This window comes from Kitasatospora sp. MAA4 (assembly GCF_029893355.1).
Lineage (GTDB): Bacteria > Actinomycetota > Actinomycetes > Streptomycetales > Streptomycetaceae > Kitasatospora.
In genome coordinates this window covers 60685-85646 of the sequence record NZ_JARZAI010000006.1, presented here as the reverse complement: position 1 = coordinate 85646, position 24962 = coordinate 60685, and the positions used below count along the sequence as shown (strand labels likewise).

23 protein-coding genes are annotated in these 24962 nt (G+C 73.5%); 13 read left to right on the top strand and 10 right to left on the bottom strand.

All coding sequences use genetic code 11. The features are described 5' to 3' along the window. The first annotated feature begins 7 nt into the window (after nt 1-7). Genes P3T37_RS10445 through P3T37_RS10435 form a run of 3 tightly spaced genes read left to right on the top strand, consistent with a single transcriptional unit; the run spans nt 8 to nt 2630 of the window. Nucleotides 8-529 carry a SigE family RNA polymerase sigma factor gene (locus P3T37_RS10445; RefSeq protein ID WP_280723228.1) on the top strand — a complete coding sequence of 174 codons (522 nt, stop codon included), beginning with the start codon at nt 8-10 and terminating at the stop codon, nt 527-529. Next, nucleotides 522-1787, top strand: coding sequence for a hypothetical protein (locus P3T37_RS10440; protein WP_280723227.1), 1266 nt, complete (start codon nt 522-524; stop codon nt 1785-1787). Before P3T37_RS10445 ends, P3T37_RS10440 begins: the two co-directional genes overlap by 8 nt. Nucleotides 1788-1847: 60 nt before the next feature. After that, nucleotides 1848-2630, top strand: coding sequence for an SURF1 family protein (locus P3T37_RS10435; protein ID WP_280723226.1), 783 nt, complete (start codon nt 1848-1850; stop codon nt 2628-2630). Between the two features lie 6 nt (nt 2631-2636). Here P3T37_RS10435 and P3T37_RS10430 read toward each other — a convergent pair whose 3' ends face one another. Together P3T37_RS10430 and P3T37_RS10425 are read right to left on the bottom strand one after the other, a co-directional pair. Then, nucleotides 2637-4451: a prolyl oligopeptidase family serine peptidase gene (locus tag P3T37_RS10430; protein ID WP_280723225.1), complete on the bottom strand. Its 1815-nt coding sequence runs from the start codon at nt 4449-4451 to the stop codon at nt 2637-2639. An 81-nt stretch (nt 4452-4532) separates the two neighbouring features. Next, nucleotides 4533-4901, bottom strand: coding sequence for a nuclear transport factor 2 family protein (locus tag P3T37_RS10425; protein WP_280723224.1), 369 nt, complete (start codon nt 4899-4901; stop codon nt 4533-4535). A 103-nt stretch (nt 4902-5004) separates the two neighbouring features. Here P3T37_RS10425 and P3T37_RS10420 point away from each other — a divergent pair, with 103 nt between their 5' ends. After that, the gene (locus P3T37_RS10420; protein WP_280723223.1) at nt 5005-7758 is read left to right on the top strand and encodes a LuxR family transcriptional regulator; all 2754 of its coding nucleotides are present in this window, start codon (nt 5005-5007) and stop codon (nt 7756-7758) included. Nucleotides 7759-7773: 15 nt separating this feature from the next. Here the strand turns inward: P3T37_RS10420 and P3T37_RS10415 are convergent, their stop codons facing one another. Beyond that, nucleotides 7774-8328 carry a winged helix-turn-helix domain-containing protein gene (locus P3T37_RS10415; RefSeq protein ID WP_280723222.1) on the bottom strand — a complete coding sequence of 185 codons (555 nt, stop codon included), beginning with the start codon at nt 8326-8328 and terminating at the stop codon, nt 7774-7776. Between the two features lie 142 nt (nt 8329-8470). Between P3T37_RS10415 and P3T37_RS10410 the strand changes: the two genes are divergently transcribed. Continuing rightward, on the top strand, nt 8471-9427 hold the full coding sequence (locus P3T37_RS10410; RefSeq protein ID WP_280723221.1) for a DUF2218 domain-containing protein: 957 nt from the start codon (nt 8471-8473) through the stop codon (nt 9425-9427). Here the strand turns inward: P3T37_RS10410 and P3T37_RS10405 are convergent. Continuing rightward, entirely contained in the window at nt 9405-10052 is a 648-nt protein-coding gene (locus P3T37_RS10405) for a TetR/AcrR family transcriptional regulator (RefSeq protein ID WP_280723220.1), read from the bottom strand. The genes P3T37_RS10410 and P3T37_RS10405 overlap by 23 nt on opposite strands. Nucleotides 10053-10154: 102 nt before the next feature. Between P3T37_RS10405 and P3T37_RS10400 the strand changes: the two genes are divergently transcribed. The 3 genes from P3T37_RS10400 (at nt 10155) to P3T37_RS10390 (ending at nt 12126) form a co-directional block, all read left to right on the top strand. After that, a complete protein-coding gene (locus P3T37_RS10400) occupies nt 10155-10898 on the top strand; it encodes an SDR family oxidoreductase (RefSeq protein ID WP_280723219.1) in 744 nt (247 codons plus the stop codon). 101 nt (nt 10899-10999) lie between these two features. Then, on the top strand, nt 11000-11347 hold the full coding sequence (locus P3T37_RS10395) for a PadR family transcriptional regulator (RefSeq protein ID WP_280723218.1): 348 nt from the start codon (nt 11000-11002) through the stop codon (nt 11345-11347). Then, nucleotides 11344-12126 carry a hypothetical protein gene (locus P3T37_RS10390; protein WP_280723217.1) on the top strand — a complete coding sequence of 261 codons (783 nt, stop codon included), beginning with the start codon at nt 11344-11346 and terminating at the stop codon, nt 12124-12126. The genes P3T37_RS10395 and P3T37_RS10390 overlap by 4 nt, the downstream gene beginning before the upstream one ends. Before the next feature lie 13 nt (nt 12127-12139). On the opposite strand, the gene P3T37_RS10385 is transcribed toward P3T37_RS10390, so the two are convergent. The 4 genes from P3T37_RS10385 to P3T37_RS10370 all read right to left on the bottom strand — a co-directional run bounded on the left by P3T37_RS10385 (nt 12140) and on the right by P3T37_RS10370 (nt 15330). Beyond that, nucleotides 12140-12856, bottom strand: a complete 717-nt coding sequence (locus P3T37_RS10385) for a maleylpyruvate isomerase family mycothiol-dependent enzyme (RefSeq protein WP_280723216.1) — start codon at nt 12854-12856, stop codon at nt 12140-12142. Between the two features lie 53 nt (nt 12857-12909). Beyond that, nucleotides 12910-13320, bottom strand: a complete 411-nt coding sequence (locus tag P3T37_RS10380) for a VOC family protein (protein WP_280723215.1) — start codon at nt 13318-13320, stop codon at nt 12910-12912. A gap of 61 nt (nt 13321-13381) precedes the next feature. Beyond that, entirely contained in the window at nt 13382-13777 is a 396-nt protein-coding gene (locus tag P3T37_RS10375) for a helix-turn-helix transcriptional regulator (protein ID WP_280723443.1), read from the bottom strand. Between the two features lie 1127 nt (nt 13778-14904). Further along, the gene (locus P3T37_RS10370; protein WP_280723214.1) at nt 14905-15330 is read right to left on the bottom strand and encodes a hypothetical protein; all 426 of its coding nucleotides are present in this window, start codon (nt 15328-15330) and stop codon (nt 14905-14907) included. Nucleotides 15331-15503: 173 nt separating this feature from the next. On the opposite strand from P3T37_RS10370, the gene P3T37_RS10365 reads away from it, so the two are divergent. Then, a complete protein-coding gene (locus tag P3T37_RS10365; protein ID WP_348533233.1) occupies nt 15504-15896 on the top strand; it encodes a hypothetical protein in 393 nt (130 codons plus the stop codon). A 57-nt stretch (nt 15897-15953) separates the two neighbouring features. Then, entirely contained in the window at nt 15954-16349 is a 396-nt protein-coding gene (locus P3T37_RS10360) for a RidA family protein (protein WP_280723212.1), read from the top strand. On the opposite strand, the gene P3T37_RS10355 is transcribed toward P3T37_RS10360, so the two are convergent. Then, entirely contained in the window at nt 16342-17940 is a 1599-nt protein-coding gene (locus P3T37_RS10355) for a hypothetical protein (protein ID WP_280723211.1), read from the bottom strand. The two genes, P3T37_RS10360 and P3T37_RS10355, sit on opposite strands and share 8 nt — an antisense overlap. A 164-nt stretch (nt 17941-18104) precedes the next feature. Beyond that, the gene (locus P3T37_RS10350) at nt 18105-20849 is read right to left on the bottom strand and encodes a PKD domain-containing protein (RefSeq protein ID WP_280723210.1); all 2745 of its coding nucleotides are present in this window, start codon (nt 20847-20849) and stop codon (nt 18105-18107) included. Nucleotides 20850-20970: 121 nt separating this feature from the next. Here P3T37_RS10350 and P3T37_RS10345 point away from each other — a divergent pair, with 121 nt between their 5' ends. The 3 genes from P3T37_RS10345 (at nt 20971) to P3T37_RS10335 (ending at nt 24921) form a co-directional block, all read left to right on the top strand. Beyond that, entirely contained in the window at nt 20971-21678 is a 708-nt protein-coding gene (locus tag P3T37_RS10345) for a Crp/Fnr family transcriptional regulator (RefSeq protein ID WP_280723209.1), read from the top strand. A gap of 178 nt (nt 21679-21856) precedes the next feature. After that, entirely contained in the window at nt 21857-22651 is a 795-nt protein-coding gene (locus tag P3T37_RS10340) for a hypothetical protein (protein WP_280723208.1), read from the top strand. Then, nucleotides 22648-24921: a hypothetical protein gene (locus P3T37_RS10335; RefSeq protein ID WP_280723207.1), complete on the top strand. Its 2274-nt coding sequence runs from the start codon at nt 22648-22650 to the stop codon at nt 24919-24921. The genes P3T37_RS10340 and P3T37_RS10335 overlap by 4 nt, the downstream gene beginning before the upstream one ends. The last annotated feature ends 41 nt before the right edge of the window (nt 24922-24962 follow it).

Sequence of the window (24962 nt, the reverse complement as noted above, 5' to 3'; positions counted from 1 at the left end):
GCCCGGGATGACCATGGCTGCCACCGACACGGCGGGAGCCAGTGTCGACCTGCTCACCGAGACCTACCAGGCCCACTACCGCTCGCTGCTGCGGCTGGCCGCCCTGCTGCTGGACGATCAGGCCTCCTGCGAGGACGTCGTGCAGGAGGCGTTCATCCGGGTGCACGCCGCCCGCCGGCGGGTCCGCGAGCCCGAGAAGACCCTCGCCTACCTGCGCCAGACCGTGGTCAACCTCTCGCGCAGCACGCTGCGTCGGCGCATCCTCGGCCTGCGCCTGCTGCCCAAGCCGATGCCTGACATGGCCAGTGCAGAAGAGGGCGCCTACGATGCTCTCGAACGCGATCAGCTGAAGGCCGCGCTGCGCAAGCTGCAGCGGCGTCAGCGCGAGGTCCTGGTGATGCGCTACTACGCCGACATGACGGAGGCTCAGGTGGCCGAGTTGCTGGGGGTCTCGGTGGGGGCGGTGAAGGCGTACGGCTCGCGCGGCCTGGCGGCCCTGCGGGTGCTGATGGAGAGCAGTCATGACTGAGGATCAGCACGGTTCGCGGGGGCGCGCGGGTTCGCCCGGGGGCGCGGAGGAACGGGTGGGCTTCGAGGCGCAGGTCAGCGCCGAGGAGCAGGCGCTCCGCGCACTGCTGCACCGCGCGGTGGACGGCCTGCAGCCGGCGCCGGACGCGCTGCCGCGGATCCGGCGCGCCGTGCCGGTCCGGCGGGTCCGCCGCCGGCAGGCCTGGACCAGCGCGGCGCTGGCCGCCGCCGTCCTGGCCGTCGCGGTGCCGACCCTGCAGAGCCTGGGCGCCCTGCAGCTGTCGGACGGCTCGGCGGCCGGCTCCGGCACCGCCCGGCCCACCGAGGAGAGCGGCAGCCCCGGGCCCGCGTCGAAGCGCTGGCACCCGCTCCCCGGCCTGCCGCGGACCGGCCTGCCGGACGAGGACGACGCCACCGCCGCCTCCTCGGTCTCCCCGAGCGCGGGCATCACGGACCTGACGGGTGCCGCCGGCGGTCCGGCCGGGACGGGCGCCGCCGCGCCCGACTGCGGCAGCACCGATCTCGGGCACGGCAGCGCGCTGGTCGGCACGCCGGACGCCGCGGGTCGGCGCTACGGCTTCTTCACCGTCTCCAACGTCTCGGGGCGGGCCTGCCTGCTCACCGACCCGGGAACGCTGACGGTCGGCGGCGCGGCGGGCCCGGTCACCGTGGTCCTCCACACGCCGGGGGATCCGGCGGCCGCGCTGCCGGACCCGGCGACCCTGCCGAGCCGGCTGCTGCTGGCGGTGGCGGGGAGCTATCAGCTCTCCTTCGCCTGGGTGCCGAACACGCTGTGCCCGGTCGGCGGCGGCAGCTCCTCGGCGGTGCCGAGCGCCGATCCGAGCCCCAGCGCCACTCCGGGCGGCGGCGCGGGCAGCTCCGGCGGCTCACCGGGGACGGGCGCGCCGGGGGCGACCGGCAGCCCGGGCGCGGCGGGCGCGGCGGGCGACCGGGCCGACGCGCCGAGCGGCCAGGCCGGGGCCGCTCCGGCGGCGGATCCCGGCGGACCGGGGAGCACCGACACCTCGCCGGGTGACGGGCCCCCCGCCCCGACCAGCGGTTCCGCGGCGGCCCGGTCCAGCCCGGGGACGAGCCCGTCCGCGAGCGCGGCGCAGCCGTCGGGCCCGGCGGGCGCCTCGGGGACGCTCACCGTCGGCGACCGGCCGATCGGCGGCGGGCCGCAGGCGGCGGCCGCACAGCTCGACGGGGTGTGCGGCGGCGGCACGGTCTACCGCTCGCTGCCGCAGCCGGTGTCCTGACACGCACGCGGACGGGGACCCTGTGCGGGAGCGGGAGGAATCGATGGTTACCGTGGGGGTGTGTACCGGTTCCTCCTGACTCCGCGCTGGCTGGGCAACACCGTCCTCGCGGTGGCCGCCATCGCGGTCTGCCTGTGGCTGGGCTCGTGGCAGCTGGGCCGGTTCGAGGACCGGGTCGTCACGCACCACGCCAAGTCCACCGCGCCCGCCGCCGCGCCCGGCGCCGCGAGCCCGCTGGACTCCGTGCTCACCGCCGCGGCGCCGCTGGTGCAGGCCGGTTCGGTGGGCCGCGAGGTGACCGCCTCGGGCAGCTTCGACGTTGCCCATCAGCTGCTGGTCCCCAACCGCACGGTGGACGGCAAGCAGGGCTACTACGTGCTCACGCCGCTGCGGACCGCGGGCGGCCGGGCCGTCGCCGTGGTGCGCGGCTGGGTGGCGGGCGCCCCTGGAACGCCTCCCGCGCCCCCCGCCGGCCAGGTCACCGTCACCGGCCGCCTCCAGGCGCCCGAGACCAGCGACAGCGCCGGCGCGGTGGCCGGCGGGCTGCCGGCCGGTCAGCTGGGCACCATCGACCCGGCCACCCTGGTCAACCTGCTGCCGTACGGCGCGTACGACGGCTGGGTGGCCGAGGACGGCGGGCAGGCGGGCCTGACGCCGGTACCGACCACCCAGCCGGAGGGCGGCGACGGGCTGACCGCCCGGGCGTTCCAGAACCTCGGCTACACGCTGGAGTGGTTCGTCTTCGCCGGTTTCGTCGGCTTCATGTGGTTCCGGCTGCTGCGCCGCGAGGCGGAGGCCGCCCAGGACCGGGCGCTGGGGCTCGACCCGGTCCTGGAGACCTGAGCAGGCCTAGCTAGTGGCCAGGTGCCGGCGGACGAAGTCGATCTCCAGCCGCTGCTGCTTGATCCGCTCCTCCACCACCAGCGAGCCGTGCCCGGCGTCGTACCGGTAGACCTCGTGCGGGCTGCCCAGCTGCTCCAGCCGCGTGACGTAGTTCTCGATCTGCTGGATCGGGCAGCGCGGGTCGTTCAGCCCGGCGCTGATGTAGACCGGCACCTTCACCCGCTCGACGTAGGTCAGCGGCGAGGAGGTCCGCCAGCGTTCGGGGACCTCCTGCGGGGTCCCGCCGAAGAGCGTCCGGTCCAGGGACTTGAGCGCCTCCATCTCGTCCTCGTAGGCGGTGAGGTAGTCCGCCACCGGGACGACGGCCAGGCCGAGCGACCAGTCGTCGGGCTGCACGCCCAGGCCCAGCAGCGTGAGGTAGCCGCCCCAGGAGCCGCCGGAGAGGATCAGCCGCGCCGGGTCGGCCAGGCCCGAGGCCACCGCCCAGGCGCGCACCGCGCCGATGTCCTCCAGCTCGATCAGGCCGACCCGCTCGCGCAGCGCGTCCGTCCAGGCCTGGCCGTAGCCGGTCGAGCCGCGGTAGTTGACCCGGACCACCGCGAAGCCGTGGTCCAGCCAGGCGGCCGGGCCGGCCGCGAAGGAGTCGCTGTCGTGGTGGGTCGGACCGCCGTGCACCTCGAAGACGGTCGGGAACGGGCCCTCGCCCGCCGGGCGCTGCACCAGGGCGTGCACCCGTCCGCCCGGGCCGTCGACCCAGACGTCCTCGACCGGCACCGAACCGGGCGGCACCGAGCCCGGCGCGCGCAGCACCACGGTGCCCGCGGTGGAGCGGACGGCGGAGGGCTCGGCGGCCGAGGACCAGAGGAACTCCACCGTCCCGTCCGGCCGGGCCGTCGCGCCCGAGACCGTGCCGCGCGGGGTGTCCAGCCGGGTCAGCAGGCCGTCGGCCAGGTCGTAGCGGAACAGCTCGCTGCGGGCCTCGAACTCGTGCTCGACCAGCAGGGCCTTGGCGTCCGGGTGCCACTGCGCGGAGACGTCTCCAGGCAGCGTGGCGCCCTCCGCGGTGCGCAGCGGCAGTTCGGTCTCCGCGCCGGTCCGCGGGTCCCAGAGCATCGGCTCCCAGCGGCCGCGGCGCTGGTGGGCCACCAGCAGGCGGCTGTCGCCGGGGACGGGGGCGAAGCCCAGGCAGGCCAGGCCGCGCGGCTCGGCGCGGCCGGTCACGTCGTCCAGCTCGCCGACCGTGGACCCGTCGGCGGTGCGCACCACGCGGATCGCGCTGTGCATCGCGTCGCCGTGCTCGGTGTGGTCGATGGCCAGCAGGTCGGCGTCGTGGGAGAGGTCGCCGATGCCGCCGTACTCGGCGTGCCGGTAGATCTCCACCGGCTCCGCCGCGCCCGGGCGCAGCAGGTGCAGGGTGGTGCCGTCCGCGTCGGTGGACCGGCCGACCACCACGGTGCCGTCCCGGCCCAGCGCCAGGCCCGCGTCGTAGGACGGGGCGAGGCCGGGCACGGCCACCTCGTCCGGGCCGCCCGCGAAGGGCTGTCGGCGCCAGACGCCGAACTCGTCGCCGTCGGTGTCGTCGAACCACCAGACCCAGGCGCCGTCCGGGGACAGCGCCGCGTCGGTGGTGCCGTGCGGACGGTCGGTGACCCGTCGGTGGGTGTCGGCGGCCCGGTCCCAGGCGTACACCTCGAAGGTGCCGGTGGCGTTCGAGACGTACAGCGAACGGTCCGGGGCGTCGTCGGCCCACTCGGGAAGGGAGAGCCGCGCCGCCCGGAACCGCTGTTCCCAGGCGGGCACGTCGTTCTTCTCGCTACTCATCCACCCATCCAACCCGATTCGGCCCGGGAGGGGCAGCTCCCCTGCGCCTGCCCCTCTCCGGCCTCGGGCCCGTACGGGTGTTCAGGCGCCGGGCACCTTGTCGAGGAAGCCGTGCACCGCGCCGATCCGGCCGTCCGCGGTGGCCACCAGGACGTCGAACCCGACCACCAGCGCCTCCCCGCCGGCCGGGCCGAGGTCCCAGGTGAAGCGGGCGATGCCGTGGTGGGCGTCCACGCCGCCGGCCCCGAGAGTGAAGACCAGGCCGGGGAACTGGCTCTGAACGGCGCCGATCACCGCGTCGAACTCCGCCCGGCCGACCGTCTGCGCCAGCGGGTCGGTGTAGGTGGCGTCCTCGGCCCAGATGTCCTCGATCGCCTTGCGCCGGGCCGCCGGGTCGGTCTCGTTCCACAGGGCGAGGTACTGGTCGGCCAGCTGCTGAAGGTTCGTCATGGTTCTTCTCCTGGTGGGGTGCTGTCGTCCGTGTTCCGACTGGTTACGACCGTACGCAGGACGCGGTCGGCCCGAATCAGTCACGCATGGGTAGGCTCGGCCCATGCTGTACGGGAGGGCACGGGAGCAGGCCGCCGTCGACGCCATGCTGGCGGGCGCGCGGGCGGGGCGCAGTGCGGTGCTGGTGCTGCGCGGGGATCCGGGGATCGGCAAGAGCGCGCTGCTCGACCACGCCGCCGAACGGGCGGGCCTGGAGCACCGGTTGATCCGGGTGACCGGTGTCGAGTCGGAGGCCGATCTGCCCTACGCAGGGCTGCATCTGCTGCTGGGGCCGGCGCTGGACGGGCTGCCCGCGCTGCCCGGTCCGCAGCGCCGCGCGCTGGAGGGCGCCTTCGGGCTGGCCGACGGCGCCGGCCCCGCGGACCGGCTGCTCACCGGCCTCGCAACCCTCGCGCTGCTCGCCGAACTCGCCGCCGACCGCCCGCTGGTGTGCCTGGTCGACGACGCCCAGTGGCTCGACCGGGCGTCCGCCGAGGCACTGCTGCTGGCGGCTCGGCGACTGGACAGCGAGGGAGTCGTGCTGCTCTTCGCCGCGCGGGACGGCGAGGGGGCGTTCCCGGCGCCCGGACTGCCCGAACTGCGGCTGGCCGGGCTCGATCCGACCTCCGCCGCAGCGCTGCTGACCTCGCGCCATGACGGTCCGGCGGCCGAGCGGGTGCGGTTCCGGGTGCTCGCGCAGGCGCAGGGCAATCCGCTGGCGCTCACCGAACTGCCGGTCGAGTTCGCCACGGTGCCCGGATCCGCCGCCGACTCCGCCTTCCTGGACGGCGGACTGCCGCTGACCGGACGGCTGCAACTGGCCCTGCACGGCCAGGTCACCCGGCTGCCCGCCGGCGCCGGGACGCTGCTGCTGGTCGCGGCGGCCGAGGAGAGCGGCGACCCGGCGATCGTGCGCGCGGCGGCCCACGAACTCGGCGTCGGCGCCGAGGACTTCGCGGCCGTCGAGGAGTCCGGGCTGCTGAGCCTCTCGCCGCACGGCCGGTACGTGCTGCGGACCTCGCTGCTGCGCAGCGTCCTGCTGCAGCAGGCGGCGCCGGACCGGCGGACGGCGGTCCACCGCACGCTGGGCGAGCTGCTGCGCGCGGCGGGGGAGGAGGACCGCGGCAGTTGGCACCTCTCGCTCGCGGTGAGCGGCCAGGACGCCGAGCTGGCCGAGGCGTTGGAGCGCGTCGCGGCCCGGGCCGGCGCGCGCGGCGGGCACGCCGGCGCGTCCGCGGCCTACGAGCGGGCCGCGCGCCTCAACCCCGACCGGGCGGCGGCGGCCCGCTGCCTGCTGCTGGCTGCCGAAGCAGCCCTGGACGCCGCCGAGTCGGACCGGGCCCAGGCGCTGGCGGTGCGCGCCGGGGAGTGGGCCGCGGATCCGTACTCCCGGGCCGTGCTGGACTGGGTCCGGGCCACCGCGCACTTCCGGCGGGGTGCCTATCCGGACGCCTACCGGCTGCTGCTGGCCGCCGCGCAGAGCGAGATCACCCCGCCGGACGCCGCCCGGCTGCTGCTCCAGGCCTTCCACAGCGCCTGGTACCTCGGGGCGGCCCAGACCGAGCAGGTGCTGGACCGGCTGGCCGCCCTGCCGCTGCCGCCCGACGACCCGACCGAGCCGCTGGTCCGCCACCTGCTGGCGACCGCGCTGCCGGTGCTCGGCCGCACCGGCCCGCCGCTGCCGACCGCCGCCGAGACGGTCCGACGGGCTCGCGCGTCCGGTGCGTCCGGTGCGTCCGGGGCGGACGGGGTGCGCGAACTGCTGCCGATCTGCGGCGCGACGCTGATCCCGGGCCGCGACGCGGAGACCTACCAGCTGGCCACCGAGCTGATAGCCGAGGCGCGCCTCAGCGGGGCGGTGGGCCCGCTGCCCACCCTGCTCTTCTTCCTCGCCGAAGCGGAGCTCTTCCACGGCCGGCACCGGGACGCGGAGGTCAGCCTCGCCGAGGGGCTGGCGCTGGCCCGGGACACCGGGCAGCCGCAGTGGCTCAGCCAACTCTGCGCGCTCGACGCGTACGTGGCGGCGCTGCGCGGGGACGGCGAGCGGGTGGCGGACCGGGTCGCCGAGGCGCTGGCCGACGCCTCCTCGGCCTGGGGAGCGCCGGCGGCGGGCTCCGGCTGGGCCCAGTGGGCCCTGGCGGTCCACGACTTGGGGCAGGGCCGGGCGGCCGGGGCGGCCGACCGGCTGGCCGCGCTCACCGGCGGACCGTTCAAGTACCACGTCGCGGCCGTCCGGGCGGTGCCCGACCTGGTGGAGGCGGCCGTCCGGCTCGGCGAACCGGAGCGCGCGGCCGAGGCGTTCGAGCGCTACCGGCGCTGGGCGTCGGCGGCTCCCGGGTGGGCACGGGCGCTGGTGGCCCGCTGCCAGGCGCTGCTCGGGCCCGACGAGCTCGCCGAGTCCGGCTACCTGGCGGCGCTGGAACTGCACGCCGGCGACGACCGCCCCTTCGAACTCGCCCGCACCAGCCTGCTGTTCGGCGAGTGGCTGCGCCGGGGACGGCGCCGGGCCGAGGCCCGCGGCCCGCTGCGCAGCGCGTTGGAGACCTTCGAGCGCCTCGGCGCCACGCCCTGGGCCGACCGCGCCCGCAGCGAGCTGGGCGCCACCGGCTCCGCGCCGCCCGCCGCCGTCCCGGCCGGCCCGCTGGCCGCCCTGACGCCGCAGGAGGTGCACATCGTCCGGCTGGCCGCGAAGGGCCTGTCCAACCGGGACATCGCGGCGCAGCTCTTCCTCAGCCCGCGGACGGTGGGGCACCACCTGTACAAGGCCTACCCGAAGCTCGGGGTGGCCTCCCGGGGTGAACTGGCGGCGCTGGTGTAGGCCGGCGATCGGCTCTCAGCCCTCGTCGTCCGGGGCCAGGCTCGGGATGTCGGCCCGGTAGAGGGTGACCAGCAGCCCGTACGCGTCGCCACGCGGGTTGTTGGGCGGCGTCAATTCGTCGTTCTGCCGGGCCAGTTGTGCGGCCAGGGCGTGCGCCTCGTCGGGGGTCAGCCAGAAGTGGCGCAGCAGGGTGTGGTCGGCTTGGCCGGGAGCCTCGGGCAGCATCTCGTCGAGCGCCGCCTTGACGAGGAACTCCGATCCGACGTCGGCGTCCTCGGCCAGCTTGAAGCCCCGGCTGACCAGGGCGAAGTACTGCTCGGTGCCGCCGCGCACCTGCCGGGTCTCCGCCAGCCGGACGATGCCCGCCTCGCGGAGCACGCGCACGTGGTACGCGATGGTGCCCTTGGCCATCCCCAGCGCGCCGGTCATCTGGCGCAGGGTCGCCGGCCGCTGGCGCAGCACGTTGACCATGCGATGGCGCACCGGGTGCCCGAGCGCCTTGAACTGCGCCGGCGTCTGCAGCACCAGCGGTTCGGAATCCTTTACCTGCTCGGTCTGCTCGTCATCCATGCGTTAAGTGTCTACGAACGTCGATGCTTTGACAAACATCCTGCGACGACAGCAGAATCCCTCCCGTCGAAGTGTTGAAGAAATTCGCCGCTTCCGGGGGCCCGCCTGTCCGCACCCGGAAGGGCCCCACCCGAGGAGTTCCATGCCCGTCTCGACGGCCCAGGTCGCCACGACCGGCCCCGCCCATGCCACCCGGCAGCTCGTCGTGCAGCTCGTCTCGCACCTGTGCGAGGAGGCCGTCACCGAACTCGCCGCCGACGGCCGCGGCATCATCACCTTCCGTCAGGGGACCTGTGTACTCGCGCCGTTCGGACACCAGCTGGACCTGATCGCCGCCGCCGCCGACCACGACGCGCTGGCCGGCGTCCAGAGGGCGGTCACCCGCCACCTGCACATCGCCAGTGGCGCGGAGCTCCCGGTCGACTGGACCGAGCCCGCCGCGGGCGAGGATCTGGACCTGCTCCACCCACTGCTCGGCGACTACCTGCTCGGCCAGTGCACCCCCGCCGACGAGGTGCTCCAGGAGCTGGTCGCCGAGACCCGCGAGGCCACCGGACGCGCCGCGGGCATGCAGATCTCGCAGGACGAGGGCGCCTTCCTGGCCATGCTGGTCCAGCTGGTCGGCGCGCGGAACGCCGTCGAGGTCGGCGTCTTCACCGGCTACTCCTCGCTCTGCATCGCCCGCGCCCTGCCCGAGGGTGGCCGCCTGCTCGCCTGCGACGTCAACGACGACTGGGCCGCCATCGCCCGGCGGTACTGGGAGCGGGCCGGCGTGGCCGACCGGATCGACCTGAAGGTCGGCCCAGCCATCGACACGCTGCGCGCGCTGCCCGCCGAGCCCGCCATCGACATCGCCTTCATCGACGCCGACAAGGTGGGCTACCGCGCCTACTACGAGGAGATCGTCCAGCGGCTGCGCCCCGGCGGCCTGGTCGTGCTGGACAACGTCTTCCTCGGCGGCCGCGTCCTCGATCCGGCCTACCAGGGCGAGGACCACGTGGCGATGCGCAGCCTGAACGAGCTCATCGTGGCCGACGACCGGGTCGACTCGGTGATGCTGGCCGTCCGCGACGGGGTCACGCTGGCTCGCAGGCGCTGAGGTTCGCGGTGGCCGCCGCGGCGAGCGAGCGGGCCAGTTGCTCGGCCGCCGCGTCGTCCAGGGGGGCGTGGCCCAGCAGGAAGCGGTACCAGAAGAACCCGTACGCCTGGTCCACCAGCAGGTCCAGGTCGACGCCGGGCGCCTGCGGCGAGGTGTGACCGGCCAGCAGGGCGCGCAGCTCGGCGCGGCGGGCGGCGGTGTGCAGGCGCAGCAGCTCGGAGGCGTGCGGATCCTGCGCCGCCTCGCGGAGCAGGGAGTGCAGCACGGAGCACGTCGGTTCGCGGCGGGCGGCGCGGAAGGTGTCGGCCAGGAAGGCCGCGAGATCGGCGTGCAGCGATCCCCGGGCGGGGGAGGGCGGGATCTGCTGTTCGGCGACGGAGGCCAGCGCGTCGAGCAGGACGGCGCTCTTGGAGGGCCACCAGCGGTAGATCGTCTGCTTCCCGACCCGGGCCTCGCGCGCGATGGCGTCGATGCTCACGGCGCCGCCGTCCCCGCCGCCTGCTGAGGGACCGGCTGCTGCGGCGGTCAGGCGCAGGGCGGCGTCCAGGATCGCCTGCCGGGCCTCCTCGTTGCGTCGGCGGCCGGTGTGCGGGCGGCGGGCGCCGGATTCGGGTGCGCTGCTCATGGTGTCCTCTCGTATTCGCTTGACGAGACGTCAGGTCTTGGCAATTATTGACGAGACGTCGAGTCTCGACAAGCGGGGCTCGGCGATGGGGAGGGGTTCTTGATGACTCAGTCACATTCGCTCCAGGGTCAGTACGCCGTCGTCGTCGGAGGCAGCTCCGGCGTCGGAGAGGCGGCGGCGGCCATGCTCGCCGCCGACGGTGCCGAGGTGCTGATCGCGGGCCGGGACCAGGGCAGGCTGGACGCCGCGCGGGAGCGCATCGGCGGCAAGAGTGCCGCGCGGCAGCTGGACGGCGCAGATCCCGAGCAGGTCCGCGCCTTCTTCGCCGATGCGGACCGGAAGATCGACCACCTCGTGCTCTCGCTGAGCGGCGCGGCCGGCTCGGGCCCGATCGCCACGCTCGAACTGGACCAGCTCGCCGCCGGGTTCGACGGCAAGTTCTGGCCGTTCCTGCGGATCCTCCAGGCGGCGCTGCCGCACCTGAGCCCGGAGGGCTCGGTGACCTTCGTGACGGCGGCCTCCGCCGGCGCGGCCTTCCCCGGGACCGCCGGTCTCGCGGCGATCAACGGCGCACTTCAGGCCATGGTCCCGCCGCTCGCCGTGGAGCTGGCCCCGCTGCGGGTCAACGCGGTCTCGCCCGGCGTCATCGACACCGCGTGGTGGAGCGCCGTGCCGGCCGAGCAGCGTGCCGAGATCTTCGACGGCCTCGCCGCGGCCACCCCGGTCGGCCGGGTCGGCCGCGCGGAGGATGTCGCCGGGGTGATCCGGATGCTGGTCGGCAACACCTTCATGACCGGCACGGTGATCGACTGCACGGGAGGGGTCAACCTGCCGACCGGGCGCTGAGCCGCCGCTCCCCCTGGATGCCACTGTTGGTTCGACCATGCGACCTAGGTTGTCGGTCTAGGTAGGTTGCATTCCTATCTAGCTGGTGATGGAATGCAGTCATGGCCGCAGACCGCAGATCCAGCTGGCTCAAGGGTGTCCTTGACCTCCTCGTCCTCGCCGTTCTCACCGAGGGTGAGAGCTACGGGTACGAGATCTCCAAAGCCCTGGCAGCAGCCGGACTTGGCGAGATCAAGGGTGGAACGCTCTACCCGGTGCTCAACAGGCTGGAGGAAGCCGACCTGGTGGTAGGGGAGTTCAGGGTCGCCGAGCGCGGCCCCGGGCGCCGCTACTACCAGCTCACCGGCCAGGGCCGACGCGCCCTGGCCGAACAGAGCGCGTCGTGGCTGGAGTTCCACACCGCGGTCAGGACCAAGCTGAGCAGCACACATCCGGGGGGAGCATCATGAGTGGCAACAACGGTGACATCGCAGGGGGTTCGGGCATCCAGAGCGGCGACTACTTCGCCGAGCTTGCCGGGTGCCTGAGCGCCGCCGGACTGTCGCAGGAGCAGGTGGCGACGACCGTCGCCGACCTCCGCGGCTACCTGGCGGAGAGCGAATCCACCGACGCGTACGAGGAGTTCGGCGCGCCGCGGACCTTCGCGGCCGGCCTCGTCGAGGGACGGGTGGCCGACGAGCCGGACGCGCAGGCGGAGACCTGGAAGTGGGCCACCGACATCTACGCCGACCGCCAACTCCTCAACCGCTACGGCGACCAGGGCTGGGAGGTCGAGGGCCTCGACCGGCTGGGCCGCTTCGTGTGCCGCCGCGATGCGCAGGCGGCGATGCGGTGGGAGTACCGGCGGGAGATCGCGAACAACGCGAAGGAGCGCGAGTCGGTCGCGGCCGGGCTCGCGCTGGACGCCTGGGAACCGTGCGGCCACTGGCTGTACTTCATGTACTTCAAGCGTCCGAAGGCGGCAAGTGCCGGGCCGGCGGCGGAGCTTGACGACCTGGTGGCGCCGCCGGCCAAGCAGCTCTTCCTCAGTGGCAGGTACCGCGGCAAGTTGAAGCAGTTTGCGGCCGCCGCGGTGGTCTCGGGCACGGTGTCCGCGCTGGTGCTCTCCTACGGCGGTGACGGCGTGTTCCTGCCGTTCCTGATCGCCTCGGTCGTCGCGGCGCCGGTCGGCGGGTACATCGGCTGGTCCCGGATGAAGCGCGAGATCACCGCGGCCGAGGAGGCCTGAGCCGAGGCCCGCGTCAGCTCCAGCCGGGGGCCGGCGGCAGGGGCCAGGACGGCGGGGTCGACAGGGGGCGGTCGGCGGTGAGCGGGGCGTCGGTCGCGCGGCCGCTGAGCCAGCCGAGCACGGCATGGCCCGGGCCGCTGAGGGTGGCACCGGTCGGGGCGAGGGTCCAGGAGCGGCCGAGGTCGGGGGCCTCGACGCGGGAGAGCGGGAAGTCGCGCGCGGCCAGCGCCGCGAGGGTGTCGTCGAGGGCCCACGTCACGTACGTACCGGGCCAGTCGGTCGAGCGGTAGCCGATGTCCAGGTCGACGTGGTGGGTCTCCAGCTCGCGCCGGCAGCGGTGCAGGACGTACCAGGCCGGGTGCCGCCAGCCCGCCAGCGCCGTCACCAGGGTGTCCCAGCGATCGGCGGGCATCGATGCGCAGACGTCGGCCAGGCGGGCCAGGCGGGTGCGCAGGTCGGCGGCGAGTTCGCCGGCGGGGCGGGCGGCGCCGTCCTGGAGCTCGCGGGCGAGCACCGCGGCGTCCGTCCGCGGACCGGGCTCGGCGCCAGTGCGGGCCGTGGCCAGCAGCCACAGGTAGGCGTCGACGCCGTGCACGAGGTGGGTGACGACCTGGCCGCGGGTCCAGCCGGGCAGCGTCGAGGGCGCGCCCACCTCGGCGTCGGTCAGCGCGTCGAGCGCGGCGGTGAGTCGGGTACCGGAGCGGGTGACGTCCGCGATGAGGTCGAGCACGTCCGTACTGTAGCGGCAGCCCCGCCGCCGGCACCCTGGCGGACCCGTCCTCCTCAGCCGATCGGCTGGGTGAAGCGGATGCGGTTGCCGAAGGGGTCGCGCAGACCGCAGTCGATGCCGTACGGGCGCTCGGTGGGCTCCTCGGTGAACTCGACGCCCTTGGCCAGCAGCGTCTCGTACGTCTTGCGGCAGTCGTCGGTGGTGAAGATGAGCCAGCCGCCCATGGCGCCCTTGGTCACCAGTTCGCGGACCTGCTGCGCCGTCTCCTCGGACAGCGCCGGAGCGCCCGGCCGCTCCAGCATGATCTGGCGCTCCGGGTGGCCGGGGATGCTGACGGTCAGCCAGCGCATGAAGCCCAGGTCGACATCGGTGTTGACCTCCAGGCCGAGCTTGCCGACGTAGAAGTCGAGGGCTTCGTCCTGGTCGAGGACGTACATCTGCGAGTGCGTGATGGCGTTGAACATGGGCACCACGCTACGGCGCGGGCCGGACGAAAACTTATCCAAAACTGCTCAGCCGCTGCGCCTACTCGCGCGGTCGCATCCACGCCATCGCGAAGCACGTCGGCACGCGCGCCGCTGCCGCCGCCTCCCGCCGGTACGTCCTCGGCGACCGGCCGACGATGTCGCGGAACGTGCGGCTGAACGTCCCCGGGCTGCCGAAGCCGACCTCGAAGCAGATGTCCGTCACGCTGCGGTCGGTCTCCCGCAGCAGCGACATCGCCCGCTCGACCCGGCGGCGCTGCAGGTAGCGGTGCGGCGTCTCGCCGAAGGTGGCCCGGAAGGTGCGGGCGAAGTGCGCCGGCGACACATGGGCGATCCGGGCCAGGTCCGGGACGTCCAGCGGCTGCGCGTAGGCGCGGTCCATCGCGTCCCGGGCCCGCAGCATGCGGCGGTTGGTCTCTTCTGCGGCGCGGCTCACGGTGCCATCCCACCACGCGAGAGCCTGCCGGACGAGTGGTAGGTCGCCCGCCCGCGCATGCCCGCCGGTCGCCGATGGGATGTTCTCCGCCACCGACTCCACCACCGACTCCGCCACCGACGAACGGAGCCCCTCATGCGTCGCCGCCGCGGCATCCTCCTGCTCGCAGCCGTTCTCGCGTCCCTGTCCGTCACCGGCTGGTCCGCCCAGGCGGGCGGCACCGCGCCGAGCGACGACCCGCTCCAGCAGTGCGGCGTCGTCCGCAGCGGCGACACCCCGCTCGGCGCCGCCGAGGTGACGCTGTATCAGGCCGGTGACCACGACGGCGCGCCGCCCGCTCGACTGGCGACGACGCGCAGCGACCCGGACGGCAGGTTCCAGCTCTCCTACCGCCGGCCCGCCGGCCGTGACGCCGTCCTCTACCTCATCGCCGACGACCGGCACGCCGGACCGGTCCGGCTGGCCACCGTGCTCGGAGCGCCGGGTCGCGGGCCCGACGTCGTGATCAACGAGCGGACGACGGTCGCGGCCGCCTACGCGATGGCCCAGTTCACCGCCGGCGCCGCGATCTCCGGCACGCGTCCCGGACTGCAGAACGCCGCCGCGATCTCGCACAACCTGGCCGACATCAGCACGGGAGACGTCGCCCGGCTGCTCGCCGCCGCGCCGAACGGCCCGCTCACCTCGACCCTGCGCACCTTCAACTCGCTGGCCGACCTCCTCGCCGGCTGCGTCGACGGGCCGACCTGCCGCTCGCTGCTCGGCCTGGCGCAGCCGCCCGGCGGACCCGAGCCCGAGGACACCCTGCAGGCCGTCGTCGACATCGCCCACGCGCCCGGCAACCACGTCGCCGAACTCTTCGCTCTGTCGGCCACGAAGCCGACATACGAACCCGCGCTGCCGTCGGCCCCCGACGCCTGGACGCTGGCGCTGCGCTACGACGGCAACGGCCATGAACTGGACGGCCCGGGCAACATCGCGTTCGACGCGAACGGCAACGCCTGGGTCACCAACAACTACCGCTTCGACGCGGACCCGCGCGCCTCCGTCTGCGGGGCCAGGGACATCCTGAAGCTCACCCCGACCGGCGCGGACGCCCCCGGCGCCCCCTACCGCGGAGGCGGCCTCTACGGCGCGGGCTTCGGGATCACGCTGGATCCCCACGGCGACGTCTGGGCCGGGAACTTCGGCTTCCAGGGATCCGCCTGCGGCCTCGACGCGAGCCGACTCAACCGCAGCGTCTCGCAGTTCGGCCCGGACGGCCGAGCCGTCTCGCCGCCGCGCGGCTGGCGCACCGGCGGCATCGTCCAGCCGCAGGGGATGGTGTCGGACCCGGACGGGAACATCTGGATCGCCAACTGCGGAGCGCGCAGCGTGACCCTGATGCCCAAGGGGCGTCCGGAACAGGCCCGCAGCATCACCCCGCCCGCCGACGGCCTGGTCAAGCCCTTCGACATCGCCATCGACCCGGCCGGGCAGGCGTGGGTGACCGGGAACGGCAACGACAGCGTCGTGGTGCTGTCCCACGACGGCGAGCCGATCCACTCCGTCACCGGCGGAGGCATCAAGAAGCCCCTCGGCATCGCCTCGGACAGCCTGGGGAACCTCTGGGTGGCCAACAGCGGCATCGTCCCGCTGCCCTGCGAGGACGGCACGACCGCCCCTCGCGGCCGCGGCGCAGACCGTCCAGCCCGGCACGCCGGGAGCCCCCGGCGCCTCGGTGACCATGATCCGGCCCGACGGCACGACCCCCGAGCAGCCCTTCACCAACGACGGACTCGTGCTGCCCTGGGGAGTCGCCGTCGACGGCGGCGACACCGTCTGGGTCGCCAACTTCGGCGGCCACCGGCTGGCCCAGCTCTGCGGCGCCCGCCTCTCGTCCTGCCCGCCCGGCTACACCACCGGCCGGCCGATCTCACCCGCCGGCACGGGCTACACCAGCGACGGTCTGGACCGCAACACCGGTATCCAGATCGACCCCTCCGGCAATGTCTGGCTCGCCGACAACTGGCAGACCGTGCCCCTCCAGACCAACCCCGGCGGCCACGAACTGGTCGTCTTCATCGGCCTAGCCACCCCCGTCCGCACCCCCCTGATCGGCCCCCCGCACCGCCCCTGACCGCTGAGCTGATGCACAATCCAGAGGATGATCACGGACCCGAGCTCTGGAGGCACGATGCAGCATCTCGTCCGACCCGACGGCAGCCCGCCGGTCAACGGCTACAGCCACGCGGTGGTGTTCGCCGGGCCGATGGTCGCGGTCTCCGGGCAGGTCCCGGTGGACGCCGAGGGGCAGTTGGTGGGTGCGGAGGACGGCGAGGCCCAGGTGCGGCAGGTCTTCGCGAACCTGGGCCTCGCGCTGGCGGCGGCGGGCGCCGGGATGGAGCACGTGGTCAAACTGACGGTCTATCTGACCGACCTGGCCGATCTGGACGCCTTCCGCCGGGTCCGCGACGAGTACCTGGACCCGGCCCGCCCGCCGGCCTGCTCACTCGTCCAGGTCGCGGGGCTGGTCCACCCCGCCTTCCGGGTCGAGATCGACGCCCTCGCCGCGCTGCCCGCGCTCAGTTAGCGGCGTTGAGTGTGTCGGTGACCTGGGTGAGGGTGGCCGGAGCGGTGTCGGACAGGTTGCTGACGAGGGTGGCGGTGACGGTCCCGCCCGCACCGACCGTCCAGAGGTCGGGCACGCCGTCGGAGTTGATGTCGGCGGCCTGAAGTGTCACGTCTGCGCCGGTGTTCCAGCCGGTGGCGACCGGGTAGGCGTGGTAGTTGAGCTTGCCGGTGGTGGGGTCCGCCGCCAGGTTCTCCCACAGGTCGAGCTCACCGGTGGACTTCTTCCACAGGTACATCGCCGTGCTGGTGCCGCCGCCGGTCGCGGGCAGCTGGGTGGTGGCGATGGTCCAGTTGTTCCAGTCGGCAGTGCCGTCCGGCGTGTTGACGTTCAGCGCGACGGGGAACTGGTACTGGCCGACGACGGTTCCACCCTGGTAGAGGTCCAGGCCGTACCCGTTGGCGGCGTCGCCCAGGACGCCGAGCAGGTCGGGGAACCCGGTGCTGCCGCCGGAGGTGGTGCCCGCGTCGGCCAGCTGCGTGGGGTTGTTGCCGTTGAAGTCCTGGAAGGTGCCGGACGTGATGGTGTTCCCGCCGGCGGCGAGCGGGGCACCCGTGCCGTTCCCGCGCAGGACCAGGCCGCCGCCCGCGTGGATGCCGGTGGGGTAGTAGACCAGGACGTCCTGGTTGGGGCCGGCGGTGAAGCGTCCCGTGATGGCCGTCGCACCGTCGAAGTCGGACGGTGAGCCCGCGCTGCTCCAGCCGGTGCCGTTGACGCCGATGTCGGTCGGTGAGGTGGCCACGTGCCCGTCGCCGTGACCTGCTGCCAGCCAGATTCCGGAGGGCAGGCCGTTCTGCGCGCCGACGGTGAGCAGGTCCGGGACGCCGTCGCCCGTGAGGTCGCCGGTGGTCAGGTCCGGCGGGGGCGTCGCGGCGACGAAGTTGATGGTGGCGGTGCCGCCGGGATTGCCGCCCGCCGACAGGCTGGTGACGGAGAGGCTGTTGACGGCGGTCGTCGGCGTGAGCGTGAGGACGGCCCGGCCCGACGCGTCGGCGGTGACGCTCACGGGCGCGGCCGCGTCGAGCTGGTAGGTGTAACCGCTGGGAACCGTACCGCCGGTGGGCGCACCGACGGCGAAGCTGACCGGCTTGCCGATGGTCGCCGATCCCGGCTGGGCGAGGACGGGCGTGCCCGGACGGGTGGGATCGAAGGAGAAGTGGCAGGTGGTGGACCAGCCGCTCTTCAGGGTGGCGTCGGCGGCCCGGACCTTCCAGTTGAACTCGGTGATCCGGCCGCCCGCGGCAGCCTCCAGGACGGCCTTGGGCAGGACGTACACCGCCGACGAACCCGAAGGCGCCGTCAGCTTCGTCGGGTCCGACTCGGCGACGGGAGTGTCGTCGCCACCGTCCTTCACCAGCTGGAACTCGGCGCCGAGCGTGCCGCCCTGGGGGCCCGACAGCACCGCGTACAGGGTGACGTCGGTGTCGCCGACGAGGGTGTCCCCCGGGCAGGAGGAGACCGGGGACGTGCTCAGGGCGCTCGGAACGGACGGGCGCTGCTGCGGCGCTGCCGACGCCGCGACGGGCTGGACAAGGCCTGCTGCTATCAGCACACCGAGCGCGGCCGCGGTAGCGATGCTACGGCCGGCGGTCGGCTGGTATGACGAGGACGAGTCCACTGGGCGCTCATTTCGCATGGGGGCTTGGATGGCCCCGATCCGCGTCAGGATAGGGGCCGTCCAGTACCTCCGACCAGCGAGTTCTGCTCGGGTGGCGGCTAGTTGTGGAAGTAGCCGAACAGGTCGGCGACCACCTGGGTGCTGCCGCTGAAGTTGTAGACGTCGAAGGCGCCGTCGGCACCGACCGGGGTGGTGACGTGGTTCGGCACGGTCTGACCGGCGGTGAAGTTGAGGTTGCTGGTGCCGGGCCGGTCCGCGCCGTCCGCCCAGACGGTCAGGAAGCCCGGCTGGGTCGGCTCGGTGGCGGTGATGTTGAGCACCGCACCGGTCGTCCCGGCGGGGGCGCCGGTGGCGACGGAGAGCCGGCCGCCGGAGCCGATGGCGTTGCCGGGACGGGTGTCCAGCAGCCTGCGCGGGGTGACGGGTTGGAACAGCGCCTCGCCGCTGGGGCTGTAGTAGCCGAAGAGGTCGACCACGGCGTGCGCGTCGCCCGCGAAGTTGTAGAGCTTGACCGTGCCGTCCGGCCCGATCGGGACGATGACCTGGTTGGCCACGGTCTGCCCGGCGGTGAAGTTGACGTTGCTGGTGCCGGGCCGGGCGGTGCCGCCGGGGTAGACGGTGAAGTAGCCCGCCGAATCCGGCTCGGTGGCGGTGACGTTGAGGACCACGGCCGTGGCGTCGGTCGGCACGTTGTGCTGGCCGCGGATCTGGACCGAGGTCTCGCCGCCGGCGCCGAGCGGGTTGTTCGGGCGGGTGTCGAGCAGCCGCACGGGCGCCTGGGCGGTGTACTTGAGCCAGGTCTGGGGGTTCGAGCTGTAGTAGCCGAGGATGTCCACCACCACGTCGGTGTCGCCGAACCTGTTGTACACCGACACACCGTCCGGCCCGACCGGTACCGTCACGAGGTTCGGAACCGCCTGCCCTGCAAGGAAGTTGACGTTCGAGGTGGACGGCCGGTCGGTGTCCGCCGGATAGACGGTCAGGAAGCCGGCGGAGTCCTTGGCCACGGCCGTCACGTTGAGCACCACGGCGTCGGGGGTCTGGTCGAACGGCAGCGGGTTCAGGTTCTCCCGATCCCGGTTCAGCAGCGGGATGGTGAGGGTCTGGCCCGGGCCGAGCGTGCTGCGGGTGTTTCGGGTGTCCAGCACCCGGGTCGGCGTCAGGGTGTAGTAGGACGAGGGCTGGTAGCCGACGTGCACCTGCTGCTCGGCCGTCCGGACGTTGCCCCCGTCGTCGCGCACTGTCAGGGTGACGGTGTAGTCGCCCTCGCGGTGGTAGGTGTGCTCACAGCTGTTGAAGCCGAGGCAGCCGCTCTGCCCCGTGCCGTCGCCGAAGTCGAAGAGGTAAGTGCTGATCGACCAGGACGAACTGGCGGTCGCGCTCGCGGTGTAGCCCAGCGCCTGGTCGTTCGGCGCGACGGCCAGCGCCGCGACGAACGGCCCGGGCGGGACGACCGTCATCGGGTCGGTGACGGTCGTGGCGCTGCTCTCCCCGTCCTTCAGGACCGCGACCACGGACACGTTGTACGTCCCGGTGGCGGTGTACGTGTGGGACGCCGAGCTGTCGGCGGTCGTCACTCGCGTGCCGTCACCGAAGTCGTAGGTGTAACTGACCAGGCTGGACCAGCCGTTGAACGACGTGACGGTGAAGGTGACGGCCGCGCCGACCGGCAGCTGACCCGCGCTGGGGATCACGGTCGGTGCCTGGGCGGCGGGGGTGTACTCGTACGCGCCGCGGTCGTAGACGCCCGTGCCGGTACCGGTGTTGGCGACCGTCGGGTCGTCGATCCGCTGGTAGCCGCGCAGGTCGGTGGACAGCTCGCCGGGCGCGTTCGCGTCCGCGGAGTCGATCGCGGGGGAGCCCTCCGTCAGTTCGAGTCCGAGGCTGTAGTAGCGCGGGTCCGCGGTCAGGTCGTGGGCGCCCTGGAGGTAGGGGGCGGGCTGGCCCAGCGGGGGGTCGGCCAGGTTGTAGTCCTCCGCGGTGCCCTGGTAGGAGGCTGTCGAGACTGCCAGCTCCGACATGCTGCTGCACTGGGCCTGACTCCGCACGAAACTGTCCGCAGCCAGGATGTTGTTCTCGACCACGGCCTTCGAGGAGTTGCCGAGCAGGGCGACGGCCGGCGTGCAGCCGGTGCTGACGGTGTTGCCGGTGACGACGGTCCCCGGGGCGTCGGTCACCTGCACACCGCCGCCGTAGGCGTTCTCGATGGCGTTGCCGGTCACCACGGTGCCGGTCGCGCCGGGCTCCACGACCACCGAGTTGACGTTCTCGGTGTAGAAGGTGTTGCGGCTGATGGTGGTGGCGGCGGAGGTCCCGGTGACGTCGAGTTCCGCGGCGGTGTTCTGGAACGCATCCTTGAACGAGTTGCCGTCCAGGGTCACCCGGCTGGTGCCGTTCAGCACCACGCCCCCGCCGGCGGTGTCGAGGACGAAGCCGGAGATGGCCACGTCGTGCACGCTGTTCAGCACGAAGCCCCTCGGCAGCGTCGTGGGGCCGCCGCCGGCCCCGTAGAGCTTGGCCATCCCGGTCAACCCGCTGCGGATCGAGCCGCCGCGGAAGGTGATCGGCTTGTCCGGGGTGCCCGAGTGGGTCAGCGTGACCTGGGTCTGCCGGTAGAGCCGCGGCGCCACCTGAACGGTCTGCCCGGGCTGGACCACGTCGGCGGCCGCCTGGATGGTGCAGAAGGGCTGCTGCTGGGTGCCGCTGCCCGCGTCGGAGCAGTTGGCGGTGCGGATGTCGTCCACGTAGATGGTGGAGGCGTCGGCCAGGGCCGAGGCCGGGACGGGTAGTCCGAGGAAGGCGGTCGCGACGGCGGCGAGGCCGGCGAGGTGTCGCAGGCGCATGAAAGTATCCCCCCGTTGAATATCCGGTCCGCGCCGGGCAGCTGTGGGCCCGGCGGAACCGCCCTCATCATTGGACACGAGGAGCCCGCCGACCGCTAGGGCCTTGAAGGTTGCGGTACCGATGGGGACGAGAGGCAGTCTGTCGATGGAGTTCGAGGACCGGGTTCCGTTCATCGCCCGCCTGGAGGCCGATGACCGGCAGGCGCTGCTCGCGTGCGGGACTCCGCTGGTCTTCCCGGTGCGGGCTGTGCTGTTGCGCGAGCACGAGCCGTCGGCGCACGTCCTGATCCTGCTGTCCGGTTGGACGAAGGTGACCTCGGCGGCAGCCAACGGCTACGAGGCGCTGCTCGCGCTGCGCGGCCCCGGGGACCTCGTCGGCGAGGGGGCGGCGCTCAGCGGTCGGCATCGCTCGGCCACGGTCACGGCGCTGGGGCGGGTGGAGGCGGTGGCCGTGGAGGCCCACCGGTTCGGCGCCCTGCTCGACGAACGTCCGGGTATCTCAAAGAAGTTGCTGGCACTGGCTGCTGACAGGATGCGCGACAGCGACCGTCGGCGGGTGCAGTACGCGGCCCTGAACGTGCAGGAACGGGTGGCCCTGCTGCTGCTGGAGCTGATGCGTATCCACGGGCAGGAGACCGAGGAGGGCGTGTCCCTGACGCCCGGGCTCACCCAGACCGAACTGGCGGGGTCGGTGGGTGCGTCGAGAGAGGCGGTCGCGCGGCTGCTGAAGGGGCTGCGCGAGCGGGGAATCGTGCGGACCGGGCGCCGCGGTCTCGTGGTGGTGAAGCCGGAGGTCCTGCGGCAGATGGCACGCCAGGCGGATCGCTGAGCACGGGTCCGGGTGCGGTCCGAGCGCGAGTCCGGCCAACGGCCGCACGCCTGCTCTGTGTACACGGTCACATTCGCAGTGTGCTAGTTTCCGTCGCCGCACCCCCCTTGCTCCTGGCACCTTTTCAGGTGTCCAGACGGGCCTCGCCAGGCCCTACGTCTCCTGCGGAAGGCAGTCAATGCGCGAGCCTGTCAACCGGACCATCCTGCTGCTCGACATCGAGCGGTTCAGCCGTCGTGACGACGTGGTGCAGGCCGTCCTGCGGCGGACCATGAACACCGTCGTCTCGCAGACCCTGCTGGCCGCCGGGGTGGAGGCCACCCAGCAGTACCGCGAGGACCGCGGCGACGGCCTGATCGTGCTGCTCGGCGGGGACGTGGCGAAGGCGGCCGTCCTGCGTGCGCTGCTCACCGCCACCCCCGAGTTGCTGCACGACCACAACCGGCTTGCCTCGGCCAGTGCGCAGATGCGGCTGCGGATGGTGCTGGCCACCGGTGAGGTCGCCGACGACCCCCAGGCCGGCACCACCGGCGGGCTGGTCGGGCACGATCTCAACCAGGCCTTCCGGTTGCTCGACTCGGACTCCCTGCGCGGCGCCCTGGCCGGGCGGACGGACGCGGAGTGCGTGCTGGCGGTGAGCGCGGCGGTGTACGAAGGCGTCGTGCGGCACGGTCACCGAGGGGTCCGGCCGGAGCACTTCCGGCGTACGGACGTGCAGGTCAAGGATGGAGTGCTGGCCGCGTGGATCCATCGGGGAGGCGGGCAGCCGGAGATCGCCGCAGGTGAGCAGCAGGCCGCAACTCCGTCCCCGGTCCAGGAGCAGCGGCAGCCCGCCGGGGCGGTCTTCCACTTCCATGGCGCCCCGGTGGTGCACGGTTCGCTCGTCGGCGGTGACCAGCACGGGGTGAGCGGGGGCCAGGTGACCGGCGACGTCATCCTCGGCGGCACGCTCAGCAAGGGCGCCGAGCTGTGACCCCCTCCCCTGTGGAGCACGGCCCGGCCGCCGAGGAGGCGCCGGCCGGGCCGGTGCGACAGCCGGACGCTGCGCCGGATGCCGCTGCCGCTGCCGCGGACGCGGAGGCGGCCGCCGCCGAGGCCGAAGCCGTCGCCGAACACGCCTGGGACTCCCGGCGCGACCTGTACCGGCACAGCCCCGGCATCATGCTCGGCCGTTCCGCGCAACTGGGCGGCTCGCTCGTCGGCGGAGACCAGCACGGGGTGAGCGGCGGCCAGGTGACCGGCGACGTCATCCTCGGTGGCAGCAAGATCGAGTACCATCTCGGCGGCGACGGCGAGGAGCGCTCCGGCGAGATTCCGGTCGCCGAAGTCGACCTGCTCGCACAGCACTTCGTCTATCCGGCCGATCCGCCGCCGGGTGCGGGGCAGTCCGAGAGCGCCTTCGACCTCGCCCTCGACCGGCTCAGGCGGCAACGGGTCGCCGTCATCTCCGGTCCGGCGACGACCGGTCGGCGCGCTGCCGCCCTCATGCTGCTGCGCGCCGTCGGTTCGACCGGCTACCGGGCGCTCGACCCCGGGCTCTCCCCGGGCGGGCTGGTCGGGGAGCTGCGGGAGCGGTGCGGACACCTCCTCGCGGACTACACCACGACCCCCGAGCGCCCGCTGCGCGAACACCATCTGCGGGCCCTGAGCGAGAAGTTGCGTGCCTGCGACAGCCACCTCGTCATCGTGGTCGGGCCGCATCCCGCCGTGCACAGCGGCATCGGCTACGTGCCGTGGCAGCCGCCCGAGCCCGACCAGCTGGTGCGCGGACACCTGCTCCGCAAGGACCTGGGCGGACGCGAGGTCGACGCGCTGCTCGACCTCCAGGAGGTCCGGTCCGTGCTCGGGCACCGCCGCCCGGTCGGCGATCTGGCCCGCTTCGCCGACCAGATCGCCGAGTACGCCCGCGGCGTGCTGTCCCTGGAGGATCTCGCCGCGTTCGGCGACTACGCCGCCGAGCGGCAGGTACGAGCCTGGTTCGACGACACCGATGGCCAGTCGCTGCACGACAAGGCGTTCCTGATCGCACTCGCCGCCTTCGACGCGGCCCCCTACCCCCTCACCGCCGAGCTGAGCGACGTCCTCTTCGGACTCCTGCACCGCATCGAGAACCCCGGCGAACCGGCCCCGATCCCCGTCTTCGGCACCTCCAGCGCCAAACGCGTCGAGCACGCCCAGGCGGACCGCTACCAGGAGACCGAGGAGACCGAGTGGGGTCCCGTGCTCCAGACCAAGATCCAGTTCCGGGATCGGAGCACCGCGATCACGCTGCTCGGTGAGGTCTGGACCGGACATCCGTCCGCGCGCCCCGCGCTGGTGGCGTGGCTGCGCCGGTTGGCGGACGACCCCCGGCCACTGGTCCGCACCCGGGCGGCGTTCACGGCCGGCGTGCTCGCCTGGACGGACCTGCCGTCGGCCATGGCCCTGCTGATCCGGCCCTGGGCCGCCGATCGGCGGTTCCGCGCCCGGCTCGCCGCCGCGAACGCGCTCGCCCTCGCGCACCACCTGAACGCGCCGCACGTACCCCGCATCCTGCACGAGTGGTGCACCGCGGACGACCACCGCCTGCGCTGGACCGCCGTCCGCAGCTACGCACTGGTCGGGGACGCCTTTCCCAGCCAGGCCGTCACCGCGCTGGTGGCGGCGGTGCGTGCGCTGGAGGTGCGCGGGTCGACCCGCGCATGGTCCGAGGAGCTCGACGAACTCGCCCAGTCCGCAGCCACGTTGCTGCTCGCCACCGGGCTGGGCGTTGCCGACGCAGCGCCGGCCGACACCGCGGCCGAGCTCTGGCCCACGCTGGTACCGCTGGCACAGCAGCGGGGCCTGATGCGGGAGTTCGTCCTGCGCACGGTCATCCACGCGTGCGGGCCCACGGACGGCGAGCCCGGCAGCGGACGCCCGCTTCTGCTGGACCTCTTCGCCCGCGCGGAGAGCACCTCCGGCACCCCGGGCGCCTTCCTGCGGCAGTCGCTCGCCGCCCTCTGGCGCACCGTTCTCAACGATCCGATGTGCTCCGCGGCCGGACTTGAGCAGCTGCGCGGCTGGATCCGGGCCGCCGCCCTCGATCCGGGGGCCGAGCACGCCCTCGCGGAGCTGCTCCCCCTGCTGGCGGTCTCGGTCGAGGACACCAAGCGGCTCGCCTACCTCCTGGAGAACCTGCGCGGCGGTGCGGACGAGCCGTCCTGGTCGGCCGCGGTCGTCCGGCTGCGCGCGACCCTCCCATCTCCCCAGCCCGCGCCGTAGACCCGCGCAAGTTGTTCGGAACCTCCCAAGGAAGGCCGCCT